Origin of the sequence: Photobacterium sp. 53610 (assembly GCF_036409375.1) — a bacterium.
In the GTDB taxonomy this organism is placed as follows: domain Bacteria; phylum Pseudomonadota; class Gammaproteobacteria; order Enterobacterales; family Vibrionaceae; genus Photobacterium.
This window is the reverse complement of sequence record NZ_JAXOFS010000004.1, coordinates 308,779-330,158: the sequence shown is the minus strand read 5'-3', so window position 1 is coordinate 330,158 and position 21,380 is coordinate 308,779. Positions and strand designations below refer to the sequence as shown.

Genomic DNA, 21,380 nt, shown 5'->3' with positions numbered 1-21,380 from the left:
GGCCAGGGACGTCAGTCTACTTGTTGATAACGTTGATTGCTTTAATAACTATAGGCTGCTGAGGTACATCTTTCATACCTATTGAGCGGACTGTTGTTGTAGGAACTGCGGCCATTTTTTCAATAACTGAGAACCCTTTCACAACTTTTCCAAACACAGCATAGCCCGGACGGTTTGGCTGACCGTCCAAAAAGGTGTTGTTCTGGTAGTTGATATAGAACTGTCGGGTTGCAGAATCGGCAACCTGCGTCCGGGCCATCGCGATGGTCGCTCGCTGGTTGCTCAGGCCGTTTGCAGATTCGTTCTTGATTGGCTCGTAGCTCGGACGGCGGTTCAGTTCGGCATCGAAGCCTCCGCCCTGTGCCATGAACCCCGGGATCACCCGGTGAAAAATGGTGCCGACATAGCTGCCGTCTTCAACATACCGCAGAAAGTTTTTGGTTGTCACAGGGGCTTTTTCTTCATTCAGCTCAACCACAAATTCCCCCAGACTGGTTTCTACGGCAACTTGTGTAGCGGCTGCGGCAGAAAAAGACAGGGTCAGCAGGGCTGCAGTTAAAATTCGGCGCATTACAGGTTTTCCTCCATGTAGTTGTTCAGTTCAGAATCGGTCTGAATATCACGCAGGACAGCATCCATCAGGCCGTTCATGGCCAGCTCCATCGATTCCTTCGAGGCGGCCATGGCACCTTCCCGGGATGACTTGCCTGCATAACGTTTGATGAATTTGCCGTTGGGTGTGTTCAGGACCAGCTGGAGCTGCAGTTTACTGCTCAGCGTGTGGCTGAGCGTGCTTTGCTTCACGTTGACCATGGCTTCCAGAATATCCAGACGCAGCGTGCTCTGGCTGTCGTGATCGATTTGGATGCCCTGAGATTCCAGCTGTCGGGACAGCGCTGTCTGCAGGGTCTGACGCAGGTTTTCCCGGGCATGCAGCGGGTGAACATTTTTGTCGCCGTTATCGATCACGGCAACAAATTGTGCTGTGCGAAGGTCACGGCTTTCCAGGTTCAGATGCAGGCCCTGTACACTTGGCTGAGCGGCCAGTGCGGGGGTGGGCTGCAGGTTAAGTTGCGTATCCGTCGGCGTTGTACAGGCCGTCAAAGTCAGCAGGGCGGCAGCAAAAACAAGCGGTTTCATCCAGGTGTTCCTTATTCAGCAGGCTGTGAGTCAGCCAGAATGTTCAGGGCGGGTTTATTTTTCTGCTTGATAAACCACAAATTTATTGTTTTGAGCAATTTGATGTACTTTAGCAAACAGGCGCTTGAGTTTCCCGTCATAGCCCAGATGGCGGTTGCCAATCACAATCAGCCGGCCATGACGGCGCAGGCAGCGTTTTGCATCGCAGAACATCTGCCAGGCGATATGGTCTGTAATGGTGTTTTGCTGATGGAACGGCGGATTACACAGCACCAGATCAGCCTCATCATTTACCATACTTTCCAAACAGTTATCTACTTTAGCGGTCAACTGTTTGTTGTTCGTCAGGTTCAGGTCAGCATTTTCACGGCAGGATGCTGCGGCCATGTAGCTTTCATCGACACAGGTAACGCTGGCTTCCGGATTGAGCCGCGCGGCATGCAGCCCGATCACCCCGTTTCCGCAGCCCAAATCAATGATATGTTTCAGGGCCGGATCCTGAGGGATGTGCTGCAGAAGCAGCCGGGCACCGATATCCAGACTTTCTCCGGAAAAGACATTGGCATGATTGGTCAGCGTCAGGTTGTACTCCGGGACTTCCCAGCGCTGAACTGCTGGCAATTGTGCCGCAAGTGATTTGTCTGGCTGACAGAAAATCAACCGGGCCTTTTTCACAGCCAGTGACGTCGTGGTCGGTCCCAGGTGTTTTTCGAACAGTTTCAGTGTCGAAGTATGGATTTCCTTGGCTTTGGCTGCCGCAATCACTGTGCAGTCGTCAGGTAACGCGGCGCACAGTTGCGTCAGTTGCCAGATCAGCAGACGGTTGTTCTTTGGCAGTTTGATTAAGACCAGCTGTGAATTCTCGGGCAGAGCAGCGAGGCAATCCGTAAAGGTCACCGCAGGCAGATTGTTTTCTGCCAGATTCGCTTCACCGGCTTTACGCGCAATATAGGAGTCGCCTGATGAAACGACCGGTCCCTGTTCAGCGAACCAGCAGGCCAGCGTACCAAAGCTGTCATTCAGGATCACAATGGGACGCTCTGAATTCAGGGACAGTTGCTTGGCTTCTTTCATCGCTTCAACCTGATTAATCAGGTATTCATCGGCCGCATCCCAGGCTTGCAGGGTTTCTCGGTTTCGGACGGGATAACGTTGCAGTTGCAGGCTGCGGCCGTGCAGGGTGAGCTCAGGTTTCATTCAGGCTATCTTTAGGGTATGTTGTCGGGTTGAATATTTTCGCAGATGCTGGCGAAGCTGCAAAGACTAACCTGAACACTGTGGCCGATTGTTGTGTCGTTTCCGCAAGTCGCTGCTGTATTTTTCACCAGGATGGTTTTTCAGGCAGCGGACAGCGCCGTATCAGGAGGACGTATGATCCAGGAACGTATCGAACAAAAATTACAGCAATCTTTATCTCCGGCTCACCTGGAAGTGGTGAATGAAAGCTACATGCACAATGTGCCGGCAGGGGCTGAAAGTCACTTTAAAGTCGTCGTTGTCTGTCATGAATTTGAAGGTCAGCGACTGATCGGTCGCCATAGAATGATAAATACGATTCTGGCTGATGAGCTGGCGAATCATATCCACGCGCTGGCGATTCACACTTATACACCGGATGAGTGGCAGACGCAGCAGGCTGCACCCGATTCACCCGCTTGTTTGGGTGGCAGTAAGTTCGGGTAAGTTAAGCTATACCGGCGTTCAGGACTGACAGATAAAAAACCGCAGCTTTGCGGTTTTTTACAGTCTGAAGTTTGAAGTCGGTAAGTGAGTGATTACTGAATGATGGCGTAAGATGCGTATCGTTCATTTTTTATCCTTGCCGGGTGTGTAAACCTCTTTGACTTCTGCTGGGGCGTCTATACTGACACCCGGATATCTCAAAGGTGGTTACCTGTGTGAGAGAGTGAAAACATATGTTGCAGAATCGATGCGAAATTGCATGGAATTTTGCTGCTTTATAGACATCGAATGCGTGAGTTTAACCGACGGTCCTGTGGTGTTGAAAAATTGATACCGGATTGTAAATAGCAGAAAAACACTCTGATCGTGGCAAGTGCCGGAGGATTCACCGCAAGTGTGCGTTGGGTCAAATTTATCTATCACAGTGATTATTAGCACATCAGCTATCGCTGAATTTCAGTTCGATTAGCGAGGTTTGCCATAGTAAAAACCAGTTGATTAATGCTAAAATCCGGCCCTCGAAAATACTCGTCATCCAGTTGTGTGATGAAAGAGTAAATAGGATGTTGCGGTGCTGGTGGTTTCTGATACCGGCTTCGGACCAAGGAAAGTCGTGTCTAAATTGCGCAATAACAAGTTCTTTTTCCCGTTAATGTAGTGCAAGTGCGTATGATTACAATAAAGAAGGGTCTGGATATCCCAATTGCTGGGACTCCTGCCCAGGCGATAAATGATGGCAAAGCCATCACTCGAGTCGCCTTGCTTGGCGAAGAATACGTCGGCATGCGTCCAACGATGCATGTCCGCGTTGGGGATGTAGTAAAAAAAGGTCAGGTGCTCTTCGAAGATAAGAAGAACCCAGGCGTGAAGTATACTGCTCCGGCCAGCGGCAAGGTTGTGGAAGTCAATCGTGGTGCTAAGCGTGTTCTCCAGTCTGTCGTCATCGATGTCGAAGGCGAAGAAACGATCACCTTTAACCGTTACGACAAAGCGCAGCTGTCACAGCTGGACCGCGCTGCTATTGTAGAGCAGTTAGTGGAGTCTGGTATGTGGACGGCAATGCGTACGCGTCCGTTCAGCAAGGTTCCTGCAATCGATGCTGAAACGCAGGCGATCTTTGTCAATGCAATGGATTCCAACCCATTGGCGGCCAATCCGGAAGTGATCATCAACGAACAAGGCGAAGCCTTTGTTGCTGGTCTGACTCTTCTGTCTCGTCTGACAGGTGGCAAAGTTTATGTGTGTAAGTCTGGCGCCAGCCTGCCGCGCAGCAACGAAGCCAATGTCGAAGAGCATGTATTCAACGGTCCGCACCCTGCGGGTCTGGTGGGTACACATATCCACAAACTGTTCGGCGCCGACATGAACAATGTTGCTTGGCACCTGAACTACCAGGATGTGATTGCCTTTGGTCAACTGTTCCTGACTGGTGAGCTGTACGCTGAGCGTGTGGTTTCTCTGGCGGGCCCTGCTGTGAATGAGCCACGTCTGGTCCGTACTGTGATCGGTGCTTCTGTTGATCAGCTGACTGACGGTGAACTGCTGACCGGTGAACTGCGTGTTCTGTCTGGTTCTGTGCTGAATGGTATTCATGCCACTGGTTCGCACGCATATCTGGGTCGCTACCACCTGCAGGTGACTGCGCTGCGCGAAGGCCGTGAGAAAGAGTTCATGGGCTGGATCGCACCTGGTAAGAACAAATTCTCTGTAACACGTGCTTTCTTTAGCCAATTTTTCCCAGGCCAACTGTACAACATGACAACCACTACCAATGGTAGTGAGCGTTCTATGGTGCCAATCGGTAGCTATGAGCGTGTCATGCCGCTGGACATCGAACCAACACTGCTGTTGCGTGATCTGTGCGCCGGTGATAGCGATAGTGCCCAACTGCTGGGTGCGCTGGAACTGGATGAAGAAGATCTGGCGCTGTGTACCTTCGTGTGCCCAGGTAAGTATGAGTACGGTCCAATGCTGCGTGCATGCCTGGACAAGATTGAGAAGGAAGGGTAATTCATGAGCCTCAAGAATTTCCTCGAGCAGATCGAACACCACTTTGAGCCAGGTGGTAAGCATGAGAAGTGGTTTGCACTGTACGAAGCAGTTGCAACCGTGCTTTATACCCCAGGTATGGTGACCCGTACCGGCTCTCACGTACGTGACAGTATCGACCTGAAACGTATCATGATTATGGTCTGGTTGGCCGTATTCCCGGCAATGTTCTGGGGTATGTACAACGTGGGCCATCAGGCTGTTGCTGGTCTGAACCACCTGTATGCCGGTGCAGAACTGGTGAAAGTGATTCAGGGCGACTGGCATTACTGGCTGACCGAAGCACTGGGCGGCACCTTAGGTGCTGATGCAGGCTGGGGCAGCAAAATGTTGCTGGGTGCAACTTACTTCCTGCCAATCTACGCGACTGTATTTATCGTCGGTGGTTTCTGGGAAGTGCTGTTCTGTATGATCCGTAAGCACGAAGTGAACGAAGGTTTCTTTGTCACCTCGATTCTGTTTGCGCTGATCGTGCCGCCAACACTGCCATTATGGCAGGCAGCCCTGGGTATTACCTTTGGTGTTGTTGTGGCGAAAGAAGTCTTCGGTGGTACTGGCCGTAACTTCCTGAACCCTGCACTGGCTGGTCGTGCTTTCCTGTTCTTCGCATATCCTGCTCAGATCTCTGGTGATCTGGTGTGGACTGCTGCCGATGGTTTCTCTGGTGCAACAGCACTGAGCCAGTGGGCGAGCGGTGGTCAGGCTGCAGTCGTTAATACTGTGACTGGCGAAGCGATTAGCTGGATGGATGCTTTCATTGGCCGTATTCCTGGTTCAATTGGTGAAGTTTCAACGCTGTTCATTCTGATCGGTGGTGCCTTCATTGTTTACCTGGGGATTGCGTCCTGGCGCATCATCGCCGGTACGCTGATCGGTATGGTTGCGGCTGCAACGCTGTTCAACATCATTGGTTCTGAAACAAATGCAATGTTCAGCATGCCATGGCACTGGCACCTGGTTCTGGGTGGTTTTGCGTTCGGTATGATGTTCATGGCAACTGACCCGGTTTCTGCTGCTTTCACCAATAAAGGTAAGTGGTGGTATGGTGCACTGATCGGCGTGATGGCTGTTCTGATTCGTGTGGTGAACCCTGCGTATCCGGAAGGCATGATGCTGGCGATTCTGTTCGCTAACCTGTTTGCACCGCTGTTTGACCATGCAGTGATTCAAGGCAACATCAAACGGAGACTGGCTCGTCATGTCAAGTAAGAACGATAGCATCAAGAAAACGCTAACCGTTGTTGTTGCCCTGAGTCTGGTGTGCTCGATTGTGGTTTCAACAGCAGCAGTTATGCTGCGTCCGATGCAGCAAGATAACGCTAAGCTGGACGTACAACGGAATATCCTGTCTGTTGCAGGTCTGCTGCAAGACGGTGTGAAAGTTGGTGAAACGTACAACCAGTATATTGAACCAAAACTGGTTGATCTGAAAACTGGCAACTTCGTTGATTCTGTTGATGGAAAATCACCAGCAGACTATGACCCGCGTGATGCAGCAAAAAATCCAGCTCTGTCTGTGAAGCTGGATCCAGCGAGTGACCCAGCGAAGCTGATTCGTCTGGCAAACGTTGCCAAGATTTATCTGGTTAAAGATGACAACAATCAGATCCAGAAGCTGATCCTGCCTGTGAATGGTAAGGGCCTGTGGTCGATGATGTACGCATTCGTTGCGGTTGAAACCGACGGAAACACAGTGTCTGGCATCACTTACTACGAGCAGGGGGAAACTCCTGGACTGGGTGGTGAAGTCGAAAACCCGAAATGGCGTGCTCAGTGGGAAGGCAAAAAACTGTTTGATGACAGTTTTAAACCTGCAATCCATGTCGTGAAAGGTGGCGCACCTGAAGGTGATGCTCACGGTATCGACGGCCTGTCAGGTGCAACTCTGACAAGTAACGGCGTGCAGAATACCTTCAAGTTCTGGTTGGGCGAAAACGGCTTTGGTCCGTTCCTGACGAAAGTGCGTAACGGAGGCCTGAACAATGGCTGATACTAAAGAAATGAAAAAAGTCCTGTTTGGGCCGATCCTGAGCAACAACCCGATCGCCCTTCAGGTACTGGGCGTGTGTTCAGCTTTGGCTGTAACCACGAAACTGGAAACTGCGTTTGTAATGGCGCTTGCGGTAACTTTTGTTACAGCATTTTCCAACTTCTTTGTTTCTCTGGTACGTAACCAAATCCCGAGCAGTGTCCGTATTATCGCGCAGATGGCGATTATCGCGTCTCTGGTTATCGTGGTTGACCAGATCCTGAAAGCATACGTTTACGACATCTCTAAACAGCTGTCTGTATTCGTTGGTCTGATCATCACGAACTGTATCGTGATGGGCCGTGCAGAAGCATATGCCATGAAGTCTGCACCACTGCCGTCTCTGCTAGATGGTGTGGGTAACGGTCTGGGTTACGGTTTCGTTCTGCTGACGGTTGGTTTCTTCCGTGAGCTGCTGGGCTCAGGCAAACTTTTCGGTATGCAGGTGCTGCCGCTGATCTCTGAAGGTGGCTGGTATCAGCCAAACGGTATCATGCTGCTGGCTCCGTCTGCCTTCTTCCTGATTGGCTTCCTGATCTGGACACTGCGTACTTTCCGTCCGGAACAAGTTGAAGCGAAGGAGTAAGGGAAACATGGAACATTATATTAGCTTACTGGTTCGCTCGATTTTCATCGAGAACATGGCACTGTCTTTCTTCCTGGGGATGTGTACATTCCTGGCGGTTTCTAAGAAAGTCAAAACCTCTTTTGGTTTGGGTGTCGCGGTTACCGTTGTACTGACCATCTCTGTGCCGGTGAACAACCTGGTTTATAACCTGCTGTTGAAAGACGGTGCAATTGCTGAAGGCGTGGACCTGACGTTCCTGAACTTCATCACCTTCATCGGTGTGATTGCGGCACTGGTACAGATTCTGGAAATGATTCTGGACCGTTTCTTCCCGCCGCTGTACAACGCGCTGGGTATCTTCCTGCCGTTGATCACCGTGAACTGTGCAATCTTCGGTGGCGTATCTTTCATGGTACAGCGAGACTACAACTTCCCTGAGTCTATCGTGTATGGCTTTGGCTCTGGTGTGGGCTGGATGCTGGCAATCGTTGCTCTGGCGGGTATCCGTGAGAAGCTGAAATATGCTGACGTACCAGCGGGCCTGCGTGGTCTGGGTATCACCTTTATCACGGTCGGTCTTATGGCGTTGGGCTTCATGTCCTTCTCCGGTGTACAGCTGTAATCAGGATATTAAGGAATAATTCATGAATGTTATTATTCTTGGCGTAGTTATGTTTACCTTGATTATCCTGGCTCTGGTTTTAGTGATCCTGTTCGCTAAATCTAAGCTGGTACCATCAGGTGACATTACTATTCTAATCAACAACGACCCGGAAAAAGCGATTACGACCCCAGCGGGTGGTAAGCTTCTGGGTGCGCTGGCGAGCAACGGTATTTTCGTATCTTCTGCTTGCGGCGGTGGTGGCTCATGTGGTCAGTGCCGTGTTAAAATCAAATCAGGCGGCGGTGACATCCTGCCAACTGAGCTGGATCACATTACTAAAGGTGAAGCCCGTGAAGGTGAGCGTCTGTCCTGTCAGGTCAACGTGAAAGCCGACATGGACATCGAGCTGCCAGAAGAAATCTTTGGTGTGAAGAAGTGGGAATGTACTGTTATCTCTAACGATAACAAGGCAACCTTCATCAAAGAACTGAAGCTGGGTATCCCGGATGGCGAATCTGTACCTTTCCGTGCAGGTGGTTACATCCAGATCGAAGCGCCTGCTCACCATGTGAAGTATGCTGATTACGACATTCCTGAAGAGTATCGTGAGGACTGGGATAAATTTAACCTGTTCCGTTACGAGTCTAAAGTGAATGATCACACAATCCGTGCATACTCAATGGCGAACTATCCGGAAGAGGAAGGCATTATCATGCTGAACGTGCGTATTGCTACGCCGCCACCTCGTAACCCGGATGTACCACCAGGTATCATGTCTTCTTACATCTGGTCACTGAAAGCCGGTGATAAAGTAACGATTTCAGGTCCGTTTGGTGAGTTCTTCGCGAAAGACACAGATGCAGAAATGGTCTTCATCGGTGGTGGTGCGGGTATGGCGCCTATGCGTTCTCACATCTTCGACCAGCTGAAGCGTCTGCACTCTAAGCGTAAGATGACCTTCTGGTATGGTGCTCGTTCTAAGCGTGAAATGTTCTACGTAGAAGATTTCGACATGCTGCAAGACGAGAACGATAACTTTAAGTGGTACTGTGCCCTGTCTGATCCGATGCCTGAGGATAACTGGGACGGTTACACTGGCTTCATCCACAACGTGCTGTATGAAAACTACCTGAAAGATCATGAAGCACCGGAAGACTGCGAATACTACATGTGTGGTCCACCGATGATGAATGCCGCTGTTATCAGCATGCTGAAAGACCTGGGTGTTGAAGATGAAAACATCCTGCTGGATGACTTCGGCGGCTAAGACAGCCTGAAGCATCATTCAAGAATGGCTGATCCTCTGGGTCAGCCATTTTTCGTCAATCAATCCCTGATTTATCCTTTGAGAGCCCAAAGCACTCACACCGTGATACCGGTGTCTGAGTGGATATGTTCTGAATTTTGGAGATCCCTTGCATGAAAAGACTCTTCACCCGAGCGATGCTGCTGCTGGTGATGGCACTGGTTATCAGTGGCTGTAGCGAACAACGTCAGCTGATTCACCTGAACGGCTCAACGATGGGGACATACTATTCAATAAAGTTGATTAAGCAGGAAGGCTTACCAAGCGAAGCTGAACTTCAGAAAGAGATCGATCGGCGCCTGGAACTGGTCAATGACCAGATGTCGACCTATCGTAAGCTCTCCGAGCTCAGTCAATTTAACCAGCACACCAGCAGCGAGCCGTTTGAAGTTTCAGCGGATACGGCTAAAGTCGTCAAAGAAGCGATTCGTTTGTCTGAGCTGACAGATGGCGCACTGGATGTGACTGTTGGTCCACTGGTGAACCTGTGGAGTTTTGGTCCGGAAGCACGGCCTGAGGTGATCCCGACGGATGCTGATTTGGAAGAACGGCGTAAGGAAGTCGGCATTGAGCATCTGAAAGTTGCCGGAAATACTTTAATTAAAGATCTGCCAGGGCTGTACGTTGATTTATCATCGATTGCCAAGGGATACGGTGTTGATGTGGTGGCAGATTATATTGCCTCCATGGGTGCTCAGGATTATCTGGTTGAAATTGGCGGCGAAATCCGCCTGAAAGGCAATAATCTGGAAGGTGTGCCATGGCGCATTGCTATCGAGAAGCCGACTCAGGACGGCAGCCGTGCTATCCAGGAAGTGATTGAGCCAGTCGAAATGGCTGTAGCAACATCCGGAGATTATCGTAACTATTTTGAAGAAAATGGTGTACGCTACTCGCATCTGATTAACCCGAAGACCGGGAAGCCAATCACAAACCGTGTTGTGTCTGTGACCGTTTTGCATCTGTCATGTATGACAGCGGATGCGCTGGCAACCGCGTTTTCTGTGATGGGTGAAGAAAAAGCAATTGCACTGGCAAACAAAGAAAACCTGCCGGTACTGCTGATTGTGAGCACAGACGAAGGCTTTAAAGAGTACAGTTCTGAGGCTTTTGCCCCTTACATGCAGAAAAAGTAATCTGAGAGCATAGTATGTTGGTATATGTAGCAACTTTTGGTGTGTTTCTGTTGGTCATCGTAGCGATGGCTGTGGGTTATATCTTCCAGCGCAAAACCGTTGCCGGTAGCTGCGGTGGGTTAGGGGCCGTTGGCATCGAGAAAGAATGTGACTGCCCGGAACCCTGTGATAAGCGTCTGAAGCGTGAAGCCCGCGCTGCCAAACAAGCAGAATGGAAAAAGAATCAGATTATCTGAGAAATTCACTTTTCCCGGAAAGTATTTCAAAGCCCGTGATTTTCACGGGCTTTTTGCTGCTCGCTATCTGACGGTTCGGCGCTTATAATACTGTATATAAAAACAGTTTATTCGATATAAAGCACGTCTGTTATGTCAGAGAATGATTCCGGGCAACCAGCACAGAAGAAAATCATCCATGTTGATATGGACTGCTTTTTTGCAGCGGTTGAAATGCGTGACAATCCGGCACTTCAGCAGGTGCCGATTGCGATCGGAGGTCGCTCTGAGCAGCGGGGTGTGATCAGTACCTGTAACTACCTTGCCAGGAAATTTGGTGTGCGTTCTGCGATGCCAACTGCACAGGCCATGAAGCTTTGTCCGGATTTAGTCCTGATCCCGGGCAGAATGTCTGTTTACAAAGAAGTATCCCAGCAGATCCGCGAAATTTTCCAGCGTTATACATCCCTCATTGAGCCATTATCTCTGGATGAAGCTTACCTTGATGTCACCCTTTGCCCCTTACATCGGGGGTCTGCAACCCTGATTGCGCAGGATATTCGTCAGGCGATCCGCGAGGAATTGCACCTCACGGCATCTGCGGGTATTGCGCCGGTCAAGTTTATTGCCAAGATTGCTTCGGATATGAATAAACCTGACGGGCAGTTTGTGGTGACTCCGGCAGATATCCCGGCATTTGTCGCGGAACTGCCTCTGGAGAAAATACCCGGGGTTGGCAAAGTGACTATTCAAAAGTTGCATGAACATGGCCTGTATCTGGGCAAAGATGTGCAGGCATACGACAGGACAAAACTGTTACAGCAGTTTGGTAAATTTGGTCAGTCACTCTGGTCGCGGGCACACGGCATTGATGAACGAGAAGTGGTCGTTTCACGAGAGCGGAAGTCAGTGGGCGTTGAACGAACATTCTCGCAAAATATCCGTGAATATGATGAGTGCTGGCAAGTCATTGAGCGGCTGTATCCGGAGCTGGAATCAAGGCTGAAAAGAGTCCGCCCTGATCTTCGGATCGCCCGGCAGGGCATTAAGATTAAGTTTGCTGATTTCCAGCAAACGACAGTCGAACATAGCCAGCCTGTTTTGGAGAAACGTCAGTTTGCGGTCTTGCTGAGTGAAGCGCTGACCAGACAAAAAGGCCGTGAAATCCGGTTGATCGGGATGAGTGTGGGACTGGAACTGGGAACCAAGGCCCAGCAGCTTTCCTTTAACTGGTAACTCATGATAGAAAAAGGGGAGCCTGTGGCTCCCCTTGAAAATCAGAGGTTCATTGTGACCGGAATTATTGTTTGACCGGAATCTGTTTCAGGATGGCAACCATTTGCTCCCAGAACAGGCCGACGGTCTCAATATTTACTTTCTCGTCTGGTGAATGCGGGAACTTAATGGTCGGGCCGAAAGAAATCATATCCATCTCCGGATAAGGTTCTTTGAACAGTCCGCACTCCAGGCCTGCATGGATCACCATGATATTCGGAATATTTCCGTAGATATCTTTATAAGTTTCGCGGAACAGGTGCATCACTTCTGAACTTGGATCCGGTTTCCAGCCAGGGTAAGCACCGGAAAATTCACACTGCGCGCCTGCCAGTTGAGTCAGTGCCAGCAGCGTATGCTCAACATAGCTGCGGCCGGAATCGATCAGGGAACGGATCAGGCACAGCAGGGTAATGCGATCTGAATCTGTGGTGATAACGCCCAGATTCAGTGAAGTTTCTACCACACCCGGAATATCGTCACTCATGCGAACCACGCCGTTCGGGCAGGCATTGATCAGTGACATCAGGCGTTGCTGACTGCTGATCGCCAGAACGTCAGACGGCATTTCTGCCTGGTCAACCGACAGCTGGATGTTGGTTTCCACTTTACCCAGCTCTTCATTCAGGATTTGCTGGAATGTTGCGAAACGTGCATGTAAAGCATCTGCTTGCTCTGCTGGCAGGGTGGCAATTGCAAATGCTTCCCGCGGAATGGCGTTACGCAGTGTCCCGCCGGTCAGGTTGCTGACTCGCAGACCGAGTTCATCTGCATGACCGAACAGGAAGCGACCCAGCAGTTTGTTCGCATTGGCACGGCCGGTGTGGATATCACAGCCGGAGTGGCCGCCTTTCAGACCCTTGATGACCAGTTTCACGGCAGTGTGACCGGCAGGAACGGCTTCACGGTCAATGGACAGCGACAGCTCGGCGTCGACACCGCCGGCACAACCCATATAAATTTCGCCTTCCTGCTCTGAGTCGGTATTCAGCAGAATGTCGCCTGCCAGCCAGCCTTCTTCCAGACCAAAGGCACCAGTCATTCCTGCTTCTTCATCAATCGTCAGCAGCACTTCCAGCGGACCGTGCTCGATATCTTTCGAAGCCAGTACGGCCAGACAGGTTGCCATGCCGATCCCATTATCCGCCCCCAGGGTGGTCCCTTTCGCGGTGACCCACTCGCCATCAATGTAAGGCTGAATCGGATCGACGGTGAAATCATGATCAGTGTCTTCGTTTTTCTGCGGCACCATATCAATATGCGCCTGAAGAACAACACCTTTACGGTCTTCCATACCCGGTGTCGCTGGTTTTTTGATGAAGACATTACCCGTGGCATCACGGCGAACTTCCAGACCTTCGCTTTTAGCAAAATGAATGATGTGCTGGGCCAGCGCTTCTTCATGCTTGGATGGATGAGGGATGGCGCAGATTTGATCAAAGAATTGCCACACGATTTGTGGCGAAAGTTGGCTGATTTCAGACACGGAACTCTCCCTAATAAACTGTCATTCATACTGCCTGTTCTGGGCTATCCTTCGGTTTATTTCCAGATCAGGCAGCTGAATATATTACAACAGCTGAAGGGTGCTTGCCATTTTTCCTAAATTTTGAACTGAGAGATTTGCTCATTCAGATGGCGGCCACTGGAGAGTAACTGCTCACTCGCTGCGGCGATTTGTTCTCCCTGTGCAACATGGTGATGACTGTGCTCACTCAGTTCTGCCAGACTCATGTTGATGGCTTCTGCGGCATCTGTCTGCTGCTGGCTGGCGTCAGCGATATGCTGGTTTAAATCCCGGATGGTGTTGATTTGCTGACTGATGGCTGCCAGCGCCTGAGCGACTTCCCCTGAATGTTCAACGGTACTGACTGATTGTTCCCGGGTTTGAACCAGGGCGCGGCTGACATCGGCAGAGCGGTTTTGCAGGCGGGTGATAATGGTTTCAATTTCATTGGTACTGCTTTGGGTCCGGGTCGCCAGGGTGCGGACTTCATCCGCGACGACCGCAAAGCCACGACCCTGCTCACCGGCCCGAGCTGCTTCAATCGCGGCGTTCAGGGCCAGCAGGTTGGTTTGCTCGGCAATATTGCGGATGACATCAAGGACGGCGCCAATGGTTTCTGAATCTTCTGCCAGCGCCTTGGCACTTTCATTGGTTTCGTCGAGCAGTGCCAGCAGCGCACGCATTTCCTCACTGGAGCGTGAGACAACGTCCAGTCCCTGATCGCTGTGAGTCTGTGCTTCCGTTGCGGCTTCTGCGGCGTTCGTCGCCGAGCGGGCGACTTCCTGATTGCTTGAATGCAACTCAGTCATTGCTGACGCGACTGAATCAACACGCTGATGCGCCTGACCTGCACTTTCTGCTGTGGTATTGGCGACGACATTAAGCTGACTGGCTGCCGCGCTGATGTGTTCACTGACGGGCGAGACGGCTCTCAGCATTTCGCTGATCTTGTCTGCAAACTGGTTGTAAGCCGTGGCAATTTTACTTAATTCATCATTGCCCTGAACGGGCAGGCGGCGGGTCAGATCGCCTTCTCCCCGAGAGATGTCCTGCATGGCTTTCAGCGTTGATTCACAGGGGGCGGTGATGGTCCGGCCGATGGCTCTGGCCAGAATGAGCATGAGGATCAAGGAGCCGCCAATAATCAGACCAAGGCGTTTCAGCTCGGCATAGAATTGAGCTGCCACGTCATCGACATAGATTCCCGAACCGATGATCCACCCCCAGGGGCTGAAGCCTTTCACGAAAGAAATTTTGTCGACAGGTTGGGCATGTCCGGGTTTTTCCCATTGATAGTCGACAAAGCCTTCCCCCTGACGCTGAACAATTTCAGCCATGTTGACGAAAAGCTTGTTCCCGATGGGATCCTGAAACTGAGACAGATCTTTACCATCGAGTTCTGGCTTGAAGGGGTGCATGATCATGCGGGGATGGCTGTCGTTAATCCAGAAGTAGTCATTTTTCTCATATCTCAGGCTGGCAATTGCTTGCCTTGCAAGCTGCTGAGCTGTTTCGCGGTTCAGATTTCCGGTTTTTTCCTGCTGATAGTAGAAGTTCAGCAGGCTGTGGGCACTTTCAACCAGATTCCGCGTCTTATCTCGCTTTTGATCCAAGAGTGAATCCTGGTAACCAGATACAAATGTCATCAGCGGGAAGAGTGTGAGGAGCGTGATGATAAAGCCAAGCAGGTAGAGTCGGCTGCTGATCGATAAAGAACGTAGGTGGTGAAGTATTGTCATAGCGCTGCCTTCCTTGTTTGCACTCATGGCAAATGAGCATGAGTCATGTTGTATTCTTATTTGGCGACTATATATGCAACTTTAGTCTCATTTCTTAATTTTTATGCGTTTGCTAACACTTGTGTTGTAAGAAAAATACTTTCACAAGGGTGAGTTTTGTGGTGTTGATCCAGGAAAAGTGTGATCTAGTTAAAATTAATATTGTAATTAAATTACCTTTTGGTTATCCTGTGACCAAGTTGCAAGAACGATAGTCAGCACAGGGAAAAGGTATGTGCGCGGACTCCAGGGAACCGAGATCAATCAGCTCTGCTTTGTTTGCAACCTCAAAGCAGCATAAGTAATTGAGGAAGTCGTTGTCATGAAAGTATATGAATCCACAGCTAAATTTTGGAACAAGAAAGGCATTTTCGGTGGTTCTTTCAACTATCCAAGTGCGTTTGGTTACTAAGTAAATTCAAGCCAGCTTTGTTTCTGTCTGGCTATCTGCCTGATTGACTCGCAGCGCTGAGGCGGTGCGAGGTTGATATTCACCCCCTAACTTTCAAGACTGTATACAGCGGTTTGGTAGCAATTTTGATTGTTGCTCTCGCCAGTGAGATTAGTTTTGGCGCCACCCAGGATCGGGTGGCGTTTTTTTATTTCTGTTTTTTTATTCATGAAGTTTCATTCATTCTTTCTCATTGAGAGATTGGATAAAAAAGCATGTATACGATTACATTCTGATGAGCCAGCCAAAGCAGGCACTCTTTTTTCTGATTTAAGCGTTTGCCTTGAAAGCAAAAAATAAATTCGGTTAAAAGACATACACCTTGGTATCTATTTAAAATTATGATTTTTAATTGTTTTTAATTTTCAGTAATTTTTGCCGAAGAAAATTTACGCATTATTTGCGGTCAGGCGTGTATTCTTGATGAGTCTGGTAATTTATTAGTGATAAGCCTATAATCGCCCCCCAAAAATGGCTGTGACGCAAACGTTTCCCTTTTTGAGGTATAAAATTTTAGCGTTCAGTCTGAACAGATACTTTTCTCCAAGGACCAGAGAACAATGCTTGAGAAACTGTTTAAGTTAGAAGAAAACGGTACGAATGTTCGTACTGAAGTGCTGGCAGGGGTAACGACCTTTTTGACCATGGCCTACATCATCTTTGTCAACCCATCAATGCTGGCCGCGACGGGGATGGATAAAGGCGCGGTTTTTGTTGCAACATGTCTGGCTGCGATGATCGGCTGTTTCATGATGGGGCTTGTCGCCAACTACCCGGTTGCTCAGGCACCTGGCATGGGTCTGAATGCCTTCTTTACATATTCAGTTGTCCTTGGTATGGGCCACACCTGGCAGGTTGCCCTGGCTGCTGTGTTTTTCTCCGGTTTATGTTTCATCTTGCTCAGCTTGCTGAAAGTTCGGGAGTGGCTGATCCATGCGATACCGCTGTCACTGAGAACAGGCATCACTGCTGGTATCGGTTTATTCCTGGCCTTTATTGCGCTGCAAAGCGCTGGCATTGTGGTTGATAACCCGGCGACCCTGGTGCACGTTGGTGATTTGACCAGCTTCCCGGCGGTAATGGCTGCGCTGGGCTTCATGTTGACCATCGGTCTGGTTCACCGGGGAATGAAAGCGGCTGTGCTGGTGGCGATCCTGATCGTGACCGGTTTGGGCATTGCGTTTGGTGATGTTCATTACAACGGCATTGTGTCTGCGCCACCGAGTATTGCGCCAACATTTATGCAACTGGATATCAGTGGTGCCATGGATGTCGGGCTGATCTCAATCGTGTTTGCTTTCCTGTTTGTTGACCTGTTTGATACGGCTGGGACTCTGGTCGGAGCCACCACGAAAGCAGGAATGGTTGATAAAGATGGCAAAATGCCGCGTCTGGGCCGTGCTTTGCTGGCCGACAGTACGGCGACATCTGTGGGTGCTCTGCTGGGCACATCCAATACGACCTCTTATGTTGAGAGTGTGGCCGGTGTCGCTGCGGGTGGCCGGACAGGTCTGACGGCGGTTACAGTGGGTATCATGTTCCTGCTGGCTCTGTTTTTTGCCCCATTGGCAGGGATGGTTCCGGCTTATGCGACCGCTGGTGCGTTGTTTTATGTGGCCATTTTAATGGTCTCCGGCCTGGCGGGAATCGACTGGCGTGACTTAACAGAAGCTGCACCTGTAGTTGTGGTCTGCCTGCTCATGCCGTTAACATACTCCATTGCGGAAGGTATTGCGCTGGGCTTTATCACTTATGCAGCGGTGAAACTGCTGAGTGGTAAAGGCCGGGATGTGAATGTCAGTGTTTGGGTCATTGCCGCACTGTTCACAGCTAAAATCGTCTTTTTATAATTTGTTTTATTGACCAGCGGTATTGATTCGCTGATTTAGAGGTTCATCGGATATGACTAAAAAGTTCGTCATCACCTGGGATAACATGCAAAGCTACACGCGCCAACTGGCGGAAAAACTGCTGCCGGCGGATCAGTGGCAGGGGATTATCGCAGTGAGCCGTGGTGGCCTGGTGCCGGCTGCAATTCTTGCTCGCGAACTGGGTATTCGTTATGTCGATACCGTTTGTATTTCCAGCTACGACCATGACCACCAGCGTGACATGAAAGTACTGAAGAAAGCCGACGGTGATGGTGAAGGATTCATTATTGTGGACGATCTGGTTGATACAGGCGGCACCGCGGAAATGATTCGTGCTATGTATCCGAAAGCAAAATTTGTGACGGTCTGCGCCAAGCCAGCCGGTAAACATCTGGTTGATGATTATGTGGTTGATATTGAGCAGGATACCTGGATTGAACAACCATGGGATATGGCTGTCACTTTTGTTGAGCCGATTTCCAAGCGCTCATGATCCAGCCCGGTTGAAAATAAATTTGAAAAGGAGCCTTCAGGCTCCTTTTTTGTGTGCCGTGTTTGGGGTAATTATCCCGAAAACATATACAATGAAGCCAGATTGAAAGTAAAACGGGTTTTGAACCTTCCACACGCAGGAGTCAATAGTGTCTGAGCCTTCCAAGGTGAACCTGTCTGAAAAACTGTTCGCACCACGTCAAACGACCAAAGAAACCTCCAGTCTGGTCAGGCTGGCCCATGCCTCATCTACAGAAGTTCACAATGCGCTTGACGGCGATACCGTTGCTGGTTGGTATCGGGTCTTACGCCGTCCGCTCTGGATTTGGCAGGGAGTCGATCCCATTGAAATGGAAGGGATCTTTGCCAGAATTGCCACCGCGAAAGCAAAGCGGACCAATGATGAACTGCTAGATACCGTGATTGGATATAAGCCCGGGAACTGGGTTTATGAATGGTCACAACTGGGGAGTCAGTACCAGCGTCTCAGCCGTGAACATCTGGACAAAGGCAATAAGGAAAAAGCGGCCGAGATGATGCTGAAAGCCAGTACTCATTACAGCATCGCAGCTTATCCGCATCTCAAAGGGGATGAGCTGGCTGCCCAGGCTGAGCTGCAGGCGACCGTCACTTATAAAGATGCCATGGAACTGATGCCGCATCAGGTCAAAACGATTGATGTGTCTTATCAGGGAAAAACATTCCAGGCCTTTATCCACTTGCCGCGTACCGATCAGCTGTTACCGACCGTGATTGTCAGCGGCGGCCTGGATACACTCCAGACGGAACTCTGGCCGCTGTATCAGCAATATCTGGGACCAGCGGGTTATGCCATGATCACACTGGACATGCCGTCGGTTGGCCACAGTGCAGCATGGACACTCACCGAAGATACCAGTCAGCTGCATCAGGCATTGCTGCAACAGGTCAGGGACGTCCCCTGGGTTGATCACCACCGGGTCGCAATGCTTGGTATCCGGTTTGGCGGGAATGCTGCAATCCGGCTGGGGTTCGTTGAGCCGACCCGGCTGAAAACCTGTATCAGCCTTGGCGGAATTATTCATAGTTTCCTGTCCCAGCCCAAGCTGCTGAACAGTATGCCGCGCATGTATCTGGATATGTTTGCTTCGCGCATGGGTAAAAACGGCGTGTCTAAAGCAAGTCTGGTTTCCCATATGACGGCCTGGTCGCTGAAGCAGCAGGGGCTGCTCGGGCGCAGGAAAGTTGATATTCCGATGCTGGGTGTCAACCTGAAAGACGATCCGGTCAGCACCGACATGGATAATCAGCTGATTGCAATGTCCAGCCGGGGCGGGAAAGCGGTCAGCCTGCCGGCCGCGCCGCTTCACGACGGTTATCACAGAGCCATGACCCAGGTTGTCGAGTGGCTGAAGGATAAGCTGTGACGGCTCGATGATCTGGTCTGAGGATGTAAATAAAATGTTGCCATTTCTCTGTCGCTGTGTGTTAAATGATAGCGATAGGGGAAACAAGTAGGGTCAACAGACCCTTAGCGCTTTTTGTTGAATACCAGACTAAGGATGGACCTATGCCAACACAAGTCACTTTTCCTTCCCATGGCCGTCTGATGACCAAGCTGACCGCACTTGGTCCTTACCTGCGTCAGCAACAGTCATCTGAAGGACACTTTTTCTTCGATTGCTTAGCCAGCTGCATTAATGCCAAAAAAGCACCGGAAGAGCGTGAGTTCTGGGGATGGTGGCTGGAACTGACCCAAAGTGAGGGCGGGTTCCAGTACCATTACTACTTCGGCCGCTATGATATTCATGGTGATTGGCTGGAAGATAAGGTGCCGGCAAAACATCTGGAGCCGGTACAACAGACACTGGAAGATTTTTACCACAAGCTCAGTACGTTACTGGAACAGGAATACGACCTCCCGATTCATCCGGCCCCGGATCTGTCAGCACCGACTTTATCCGTTTCGGCCTGATTTCCACATGAAATCCTGAAAAAATAGAAAATGCGTCGACTCAGACGCATTTTTCTTGTGCTTTACGGTCGGGGTTGATAAAACAAATGCCATTCTTCAGCATCCTTTAGTTTTCTTCATGGCAGACAATCACAAATTACAAGCAAGTGAGCACCAGGCTCATCATGCAGCTGAGACTGCATCACAGACCATCGTTGTGAAGTTGGGAACCAGCGTTCTGACGGGGGGCACACTGAGACTCGACCGTGCACATATGGTTGAACTGGTCCGGCAGTGCGCCCATCTTCGCCGACAGGGTCATCAGGTGGTGATTGTGACCTCCGGTGCCATTGCCGCAGGTCGCGAGCATTTAGGTTACCCGGAACTGCCGAAAACCATGGCCAGCAAACAATTGCTGGCTGCCGTGGGTCAGAGTCGTCTGATCCAGGAGTGGGAAAAGCTGTTCAGTATTTACGGACTGCATGTGGGCCAGATGTTGCTGACCCGTGCCGACCTGAACGACAGAGAACGTTATCTGAATGCCCGCGATATGCTGCTGGCACTGCTTGAGAACGATATTATTCCGGTGGTGAATGAGAATGATGCTGTCGCCACCACGGAAATTAAAGTCGGCGATAATGACAATCTATCTGCGTTGGTCGGGATCCTGGCCGGAGCAGACAAGCTATTGTTGCTGACAGACCAGCCCGGACTTTTCACTGCGGATCCGCGCAGCAATCCGGATGCGGAACTGATCCGGGAAGTACATACTATTGATGAAACCCTGCGGAAGCTGGCGGGTGGCAGCGTCGGTGGTCTCGGAACCGGCGGGATGGCGACGAAGTTGCAGGCCGCGGATGTTGCACGTCGTGCCGGAATTGAAGTCATTATTGCTGCGGGCAGCCGTCCGGAAGTGATTGCCGGTATTGTCAATGGTGAGCAGGTCGGAACCCGGTTCCTGCCGCTGGAATCACCACTGGAAAGCCGGAAGCGCTGGATCCTCGCGGGACCGCCACCAGCCGGGGATATCATTGTTGATGCCGGTGCCGCGATGGCGGTGACTCAGCGTGGCAGCAGTCTGCTGGCGAAAGGGATCACTGAGGTCAAAGGCCAGTTTGAGCGGGGTGAAGTGGCGCGGATATACAGTGCCGACGGAATTTTGCTGGCCCGCGGGATCAGTCGCTATTCCAGCCAGGATATTGCGAAAATTGCCGGAAAACACAGTCAGGATATTCATAAAGTGCTGGGCTATGAGTACGGTCCGGTTGCTGTCCACCGGGACGATCTGGTACTCATCTAATACAACAGCACAATCATACGGACCGAGAGGGAAACAGGGTGGA

General features: G+C 50.5%; 20 protein-coding genes. 15 read left to right on the top strand and 5 right to left on the bottom strand.

What is annotated here, in order from left to right; genetic code table 11:
- Nucleotides 1-16 precede the first annotated feature (16 nt).
- From SPK40_RS13725 to SPK40_RS13715, 3 genes are read right to left on the bottom strand one after another with little or no spacing between them, the layout of a single operon-like run.
- Nucleotides 17-571, bottom strand: coding sequence for a peptidylprolyl isomerase (locus tag SPK40_RS13725; protein ID WP_330960805.1), 555 nt, complete (start codon nucleotides 569-571; stop codon nucleotides 17-19).
- The gene (locus SPK40_RS13720; RefSeq protein ID WP_330960804.1) at nucleotides 571-1,140 is read right to left on the bottom strand and encodes a YajG family lipoprotein; all 570 of its coding nucleotides are present in this window, start codon (nucleotides 1,138-1,140) and stop codon (nucleotides 571-573) included. The genes SPK40_RS13725 and SPK40_RS13720 overlap by 1 nt, the downstream gene beginning before the upstream one ends.
- A gap of 54 nt (nucleotides 1,141-1,194) precedes the next feature.
- Nucleotides 1,195-2,337: a methyltransferase gene (locus SPK40_RS13715; protein WP_330960803.1), complete on the bottom strand. Its 1,143-nt coding sequence runs from the start codon at nucleotides 2,335-2,337 to the stop codon at nucleotides 1,195-1,197.
- A gap of 174 nt (nucleotides 2,338-2,511) precedes the next feature.
- Here SPK40_RS13715 and bolA point away from each other — a divergent pair, with 174 nt between their 5' ends.
- The 10 genes from bolA to dinB all read left to right on the top strand — a co-directional run bounded on the left by bolA (nucleotide 2,512) and on the right by dinB (nucleotide 11,966).
- Nucleotides 2,512-2,823 (top strand): transcriptional regulator BolA, encoded by a 312-nt coding sequence (bolA, locus tag SPK40_RS13710; RefSeq protein WP_248143512.1) that lies wholly within the window; start codon nucleotides 2,512-2,514, stop codon nucleotides 2,821-2,823.
- 669 nt (nucleotides 2,824-3,492) lie between these two features.
- Nucleotides 3,493-4,833, top strand: a complete 1,341-nt coding sequence (locus SPK40_RS13705) for a Na(+)-translocating NADH-quinone reductase subunit A (protein WP_248143513.1) — start codon at nucleotides 3,493-3,495, stop codon at nucleotides 4,831-4,833.
- A 3-nt stretch (nucleotides 4,834-4,836) separates the two neighbouring features.
- Nucleotides 4,837-6,081 (top strand): NADH:ubiquinone reductase (Na(+)-transporting) subunit B, encoded by a 1,245-nt coding sequence (locus SPK40_RS13700; protein WP_248143514.1) that lies wholly within the window; start codon nucleotides 4,837-4,839, stop codon nucleotides 6,079-6,081.
- Complete coding sequence (locus tag SPK40_RS13695) at nucleotides 6,071-6,862, top strand: Na(+)-translocating NADH-quinone reductase subunit C (RefSeq protein WP_330960802.1); 792 nt, start codon at nucleotides 6,071-6,073, stop codon at nucleotides 6,860-6,862. Before SPK40_RS13700 ends, SPK40_RS13695 begins: the two co-directional genes overlap by 11 nt.
- Nucleotides 6,855-7,487 (top strand): NADH:ubiquinone reductase (Na(+)-transporting) subunit D, encoded by a 633-nt coding sequence (locus tag SPK40_RS13690; protein ID WP_248143516.1) that lies wholly within the window; start codon nucleotides 6,855-6,857, stop codon nucleotides 7,485-7,487. Before SPK40_RS13695 ends, SPK40_RS13690 begins: the two co-directional genes overlap by 8 nt.
- Before the next feature lie 7 nt (nucleotides 7,488-7,494).
- Complete coding sequence (gene nqrE, locus SPK40_RS13685) at nucleotides 7,495-8,091, top strand: NADH:ubiquinone reductase (Na(+)-transporting) subunit E (protein ID WP_330960801.1); 597 nt, start codon at nucleotides 7,495-7,497, stop codon at nucleotides 8,089-8,091.
- Nucleotides 8,092-8,113: 22 nt separating this feature from the next.
- On the top strand, nucleotides 8,114-9,340 hold the full coding sequence (nqrF, locus tag SPK40_RS13680; RefSeq protein WP_248143518.1) for an NADH:ubiquinone reductase (Na(+)-transporting) subunit F: 1,227 nt from the start codon (nucleotides 8,114-8,116) through the stop codon (nucleotides 9,338-9,340).
- A gap of 152 nt (nucleotides 9,341-9,492) precedes the next feature.
- Nucleotides 9,493-10,515, top strand: coding sequence for an FAD:protein FMN transferase (locus SPK40_RS13675; protein ID WP_330960800.1), 1,023 nt, complete (start codon nucleotides 9,493-9,495; stop codon nucleotides 10,513-10,515).
- Between the two features lie 14 nt (nucleotides 10,516-10,529).
- On the top strand, nucleotides 10,530-10,751 hold the full coding sequence (nqrM, locus tag SPK40_RS13670) for a (Na+)-NQR maturation NqrM (protein WP_248143521.1): 222 nt from the start codon (nucleotides 10,530-10,532) through the stop codon (nucleotides 10,749-10,751).
- Between the two features lie 132 nt (nucleotides 10,752-10,883).
- Entirely contained in the window at nucleotides 10,884-11,966 is a 1,083-nt protein-coding gene (dinB, locus tag SPK40_RS13665; protein WP_330960799.1) for a DNA polymerase IV, read from the top strand.
- Between the two features lie 64 nt (nucleotides 11,967-12,030).
- Here dinB and SPK40_RS13660 read toward each other — a convergent pair whose 3' ends face one another.
- Together SPK40_RS13660 and SPK40_RS13655 are read right to left on the bottom strand one after the other, a co-directional pair.
- On the bottom strand, nucleotides 12,031-13,491 hold the full coding sequence (locus tag SPK40_RS13660; RefSeq protein ID WP_330960798.1) for an aminoacyl-histidine dipeptidase: 1,461 nt from the start codon (nucleotides 13,489-13,491) through the stop codon (nucleotides 12,031-12,033).
- 116 nt (nucleotides 13,492-13,607) lie between these two features.
- On the bottom strand, nucleotides 13,608-15,251 hold the full coding sequence (locus SPK40_RS13655; RefSeq protein ID WP_330960797.1) for a methyl-accepting chemotaxis protein: 1,644 nt from the start codon (nucleotides 15,249-15,251) through the stop codon (nucleotides 13,608-13,610).
- Between the two features lie 1,050 nt (nucleotides 15,252-16,301).
- Here SPK40_RS13655 and SPK40_RS13650 point away from each other — a divergent pair.
- From SPK40_RS13650 to proB, 5 genes are all read left to right on the top strand, one after another.
- Nucleotides 16,302-17,591, top strand: a complete 1,290-nt coding sequence (locus SPK40_RS13650; RefSeq protein WP_330960796.1) for an NCS2 family permease — start codon at nucleotides 16,302-16,304, stop codon at nucleotides 17,589-17,591.
- Between the two features lie 52 nt (nucleotides 17,592-17,643).
- Entirely contained in the window at nucleotides 17,644-18,105 is a 462-nt protein-coding gene (gene gpt, locus SPK40_RS13645; RefSeq protein WP_248143529.1) for a xanthine phosphoribosyltransferase, read from the top strand.
- A 148-nt stretch (nucleotides 18,106-18,253) separates the two neighbouring features.
- Entirely contained in the window at nucleotides 18,254-19,510 is a 1,257-nt protein-coding gene (frsA, locus tag SPK40_RS13640; protein ID WP_248143530.1) for an esterase FrsA, read from the top strand.
- Between the two features lie 143 nt (nucleotides 19,511-19,653).
- Nucleotides 19,654-20,058, top strand: coding sequence for a sigma factor-binding protein Crl (gene crl / locus SPK40_RS13635; protein WP_248143531.1), 405 nt, complete (start codon nucleotides 19,654-19,656; stop codon nucleotides 20,056-20,058).
- A gap of 118 nt (nucleotides 20,059-20,176) precedes the next feature.
- Entirely contained in the window at nucleotides 20,177-21,337 is a 1,161-nt protein-coding gene (gene proB / locus SPK40_RS13630; protein WP_248143532.1) for a glutamate 5-kinase, read from the top strand.
- The last annotated feature ends 43 nt before the right edge of the window (nucleotides 21,338-21,380 follow it).

Excerpts from the sequence above, each read along its gene's own strand:
- SPK40_RS13715 (WP_330960803.1), bottom strand. The coding sequence starts at position 2,337 with ATGAAACCTGAGCTCACCCTGCACGGCCGCAGCCTGCAACTGCAACGT.
- proB (WP_248143532.1), top strand. The coding sequence starts at position 20,177 with ATGGCAGACAATCACAAATTACAAGCAAGTGAGCACCAGGCTCATCAT.
- SPK40_RS13650 (WP_330960796.1), top strand. The coding sequence starts at position 16,302 with ATGCTTGAGAAACTGTTTAAGTTAGAAGAAAACGGTACGAATGTTCGT.
- SPK40_RS13720 (WP_330960804.1), bottom strand. The coding sequence starts at position 1,140 with ATGAAACCGCTTGTTTTTGCTGCCGCCCTGCTGACTTTGACGGCCTGT.
- SPK40_RS13700 (WP_248143514.1), top strand. The coding sequence starts at position 4,837 with ATGAGCCTCAAGAATTTCCTCGAGCAGATCGAACACCACTTTGAGCCA.
- SPK40_RS13725 (WP_330960805.1), bottom strand. The coding sequence starts at position 571 with ATGCGCCGAATTTTAACTGCAGCCCTGCTGACCCTGTCTTTTTCTGCC.
- SPK40_RS13695 (WP_330960802.1), top strand. The coding sequence starts at position 6,071 with ATGTCAAGTAAGAACGATAGCATCAAGAAAACGCTAACCGTTGTTGTT.
- SPK40_RS13705 (WP_248143513.1), top strand. The coding sequence starts at position 3,493 with ATGATTACAATAAAGAAGGGTCTGGATATCCCAATTGCTGGGACTCCT.
- gpt (WP_248143529.1), top strand. The coding sequence starts at position 17,644 with ATGACTAAAAAGTTCGTCATCACCTGGGATAACATGCAAAGCTACACG.
- dinB (WP_330960799.1), top strand. The coding sequence starts at position 10,884 with ATGTCAGAGAATGATTCCGGGCAACCAGCACAGAAGAAAATCATCCAT.
- SPK40_RS13690 (WP_248143516.1), top strand. The coding sequence starts at position 6,855 with ATGGCTGATACTAAAGAAATGAAAAAAGTCCTGTTTGGGCCGATCCTG.
- nqrF (WP_248143518.1), top strand. The coding sequence starts at position 8,114 with ATGAATGTTATTATTCTTGGCGTAGTTATGTTTACCTTGATTATCCTG.
- crl (WP_248143531.1), top strand. The coding sequence starts at position 19,654 with ATGCCAACACAAGTCACTTTTCCTTCCCATGGCCGTCTGATGACCAAG.
- SPK40_RS13675 (WP_330960800.1), top strand. The coding sequence starts at position 9,493 with ATGAAAAGACTCTTCACCCGAGCGATGCTGCTGCTGGTGATGGCACTG.
- nqrM (WP_248143521.1), top strand. The coding sequence starts at position 10,530 with ATGTTGGTATATGTAGCAACTTTTGGTGTGTTTCTGTTGGTCATCGTA.
- nqrE (WP_330960801.1), top strand. The coding sequence starts at position 7,495 with ATGGAACATTATATTAGCTTACTGGTTCGCTCGATTTTCATCGAGAAC.
- SPK40_RS13655 (WP_330960797.1), bottom strand. The coding sequence starts at position 15,251 with ATGACAATACTTCACCACCTACGTTCTTTATCGATCAGCAGCCGACTC.
- bolA (WP_248143512.1), top strand. The coding sequence starts at position 2,512 with ATGATCCAGGAACGTATCGAACAAAAATTACAGCAATCTTTATCTCCG.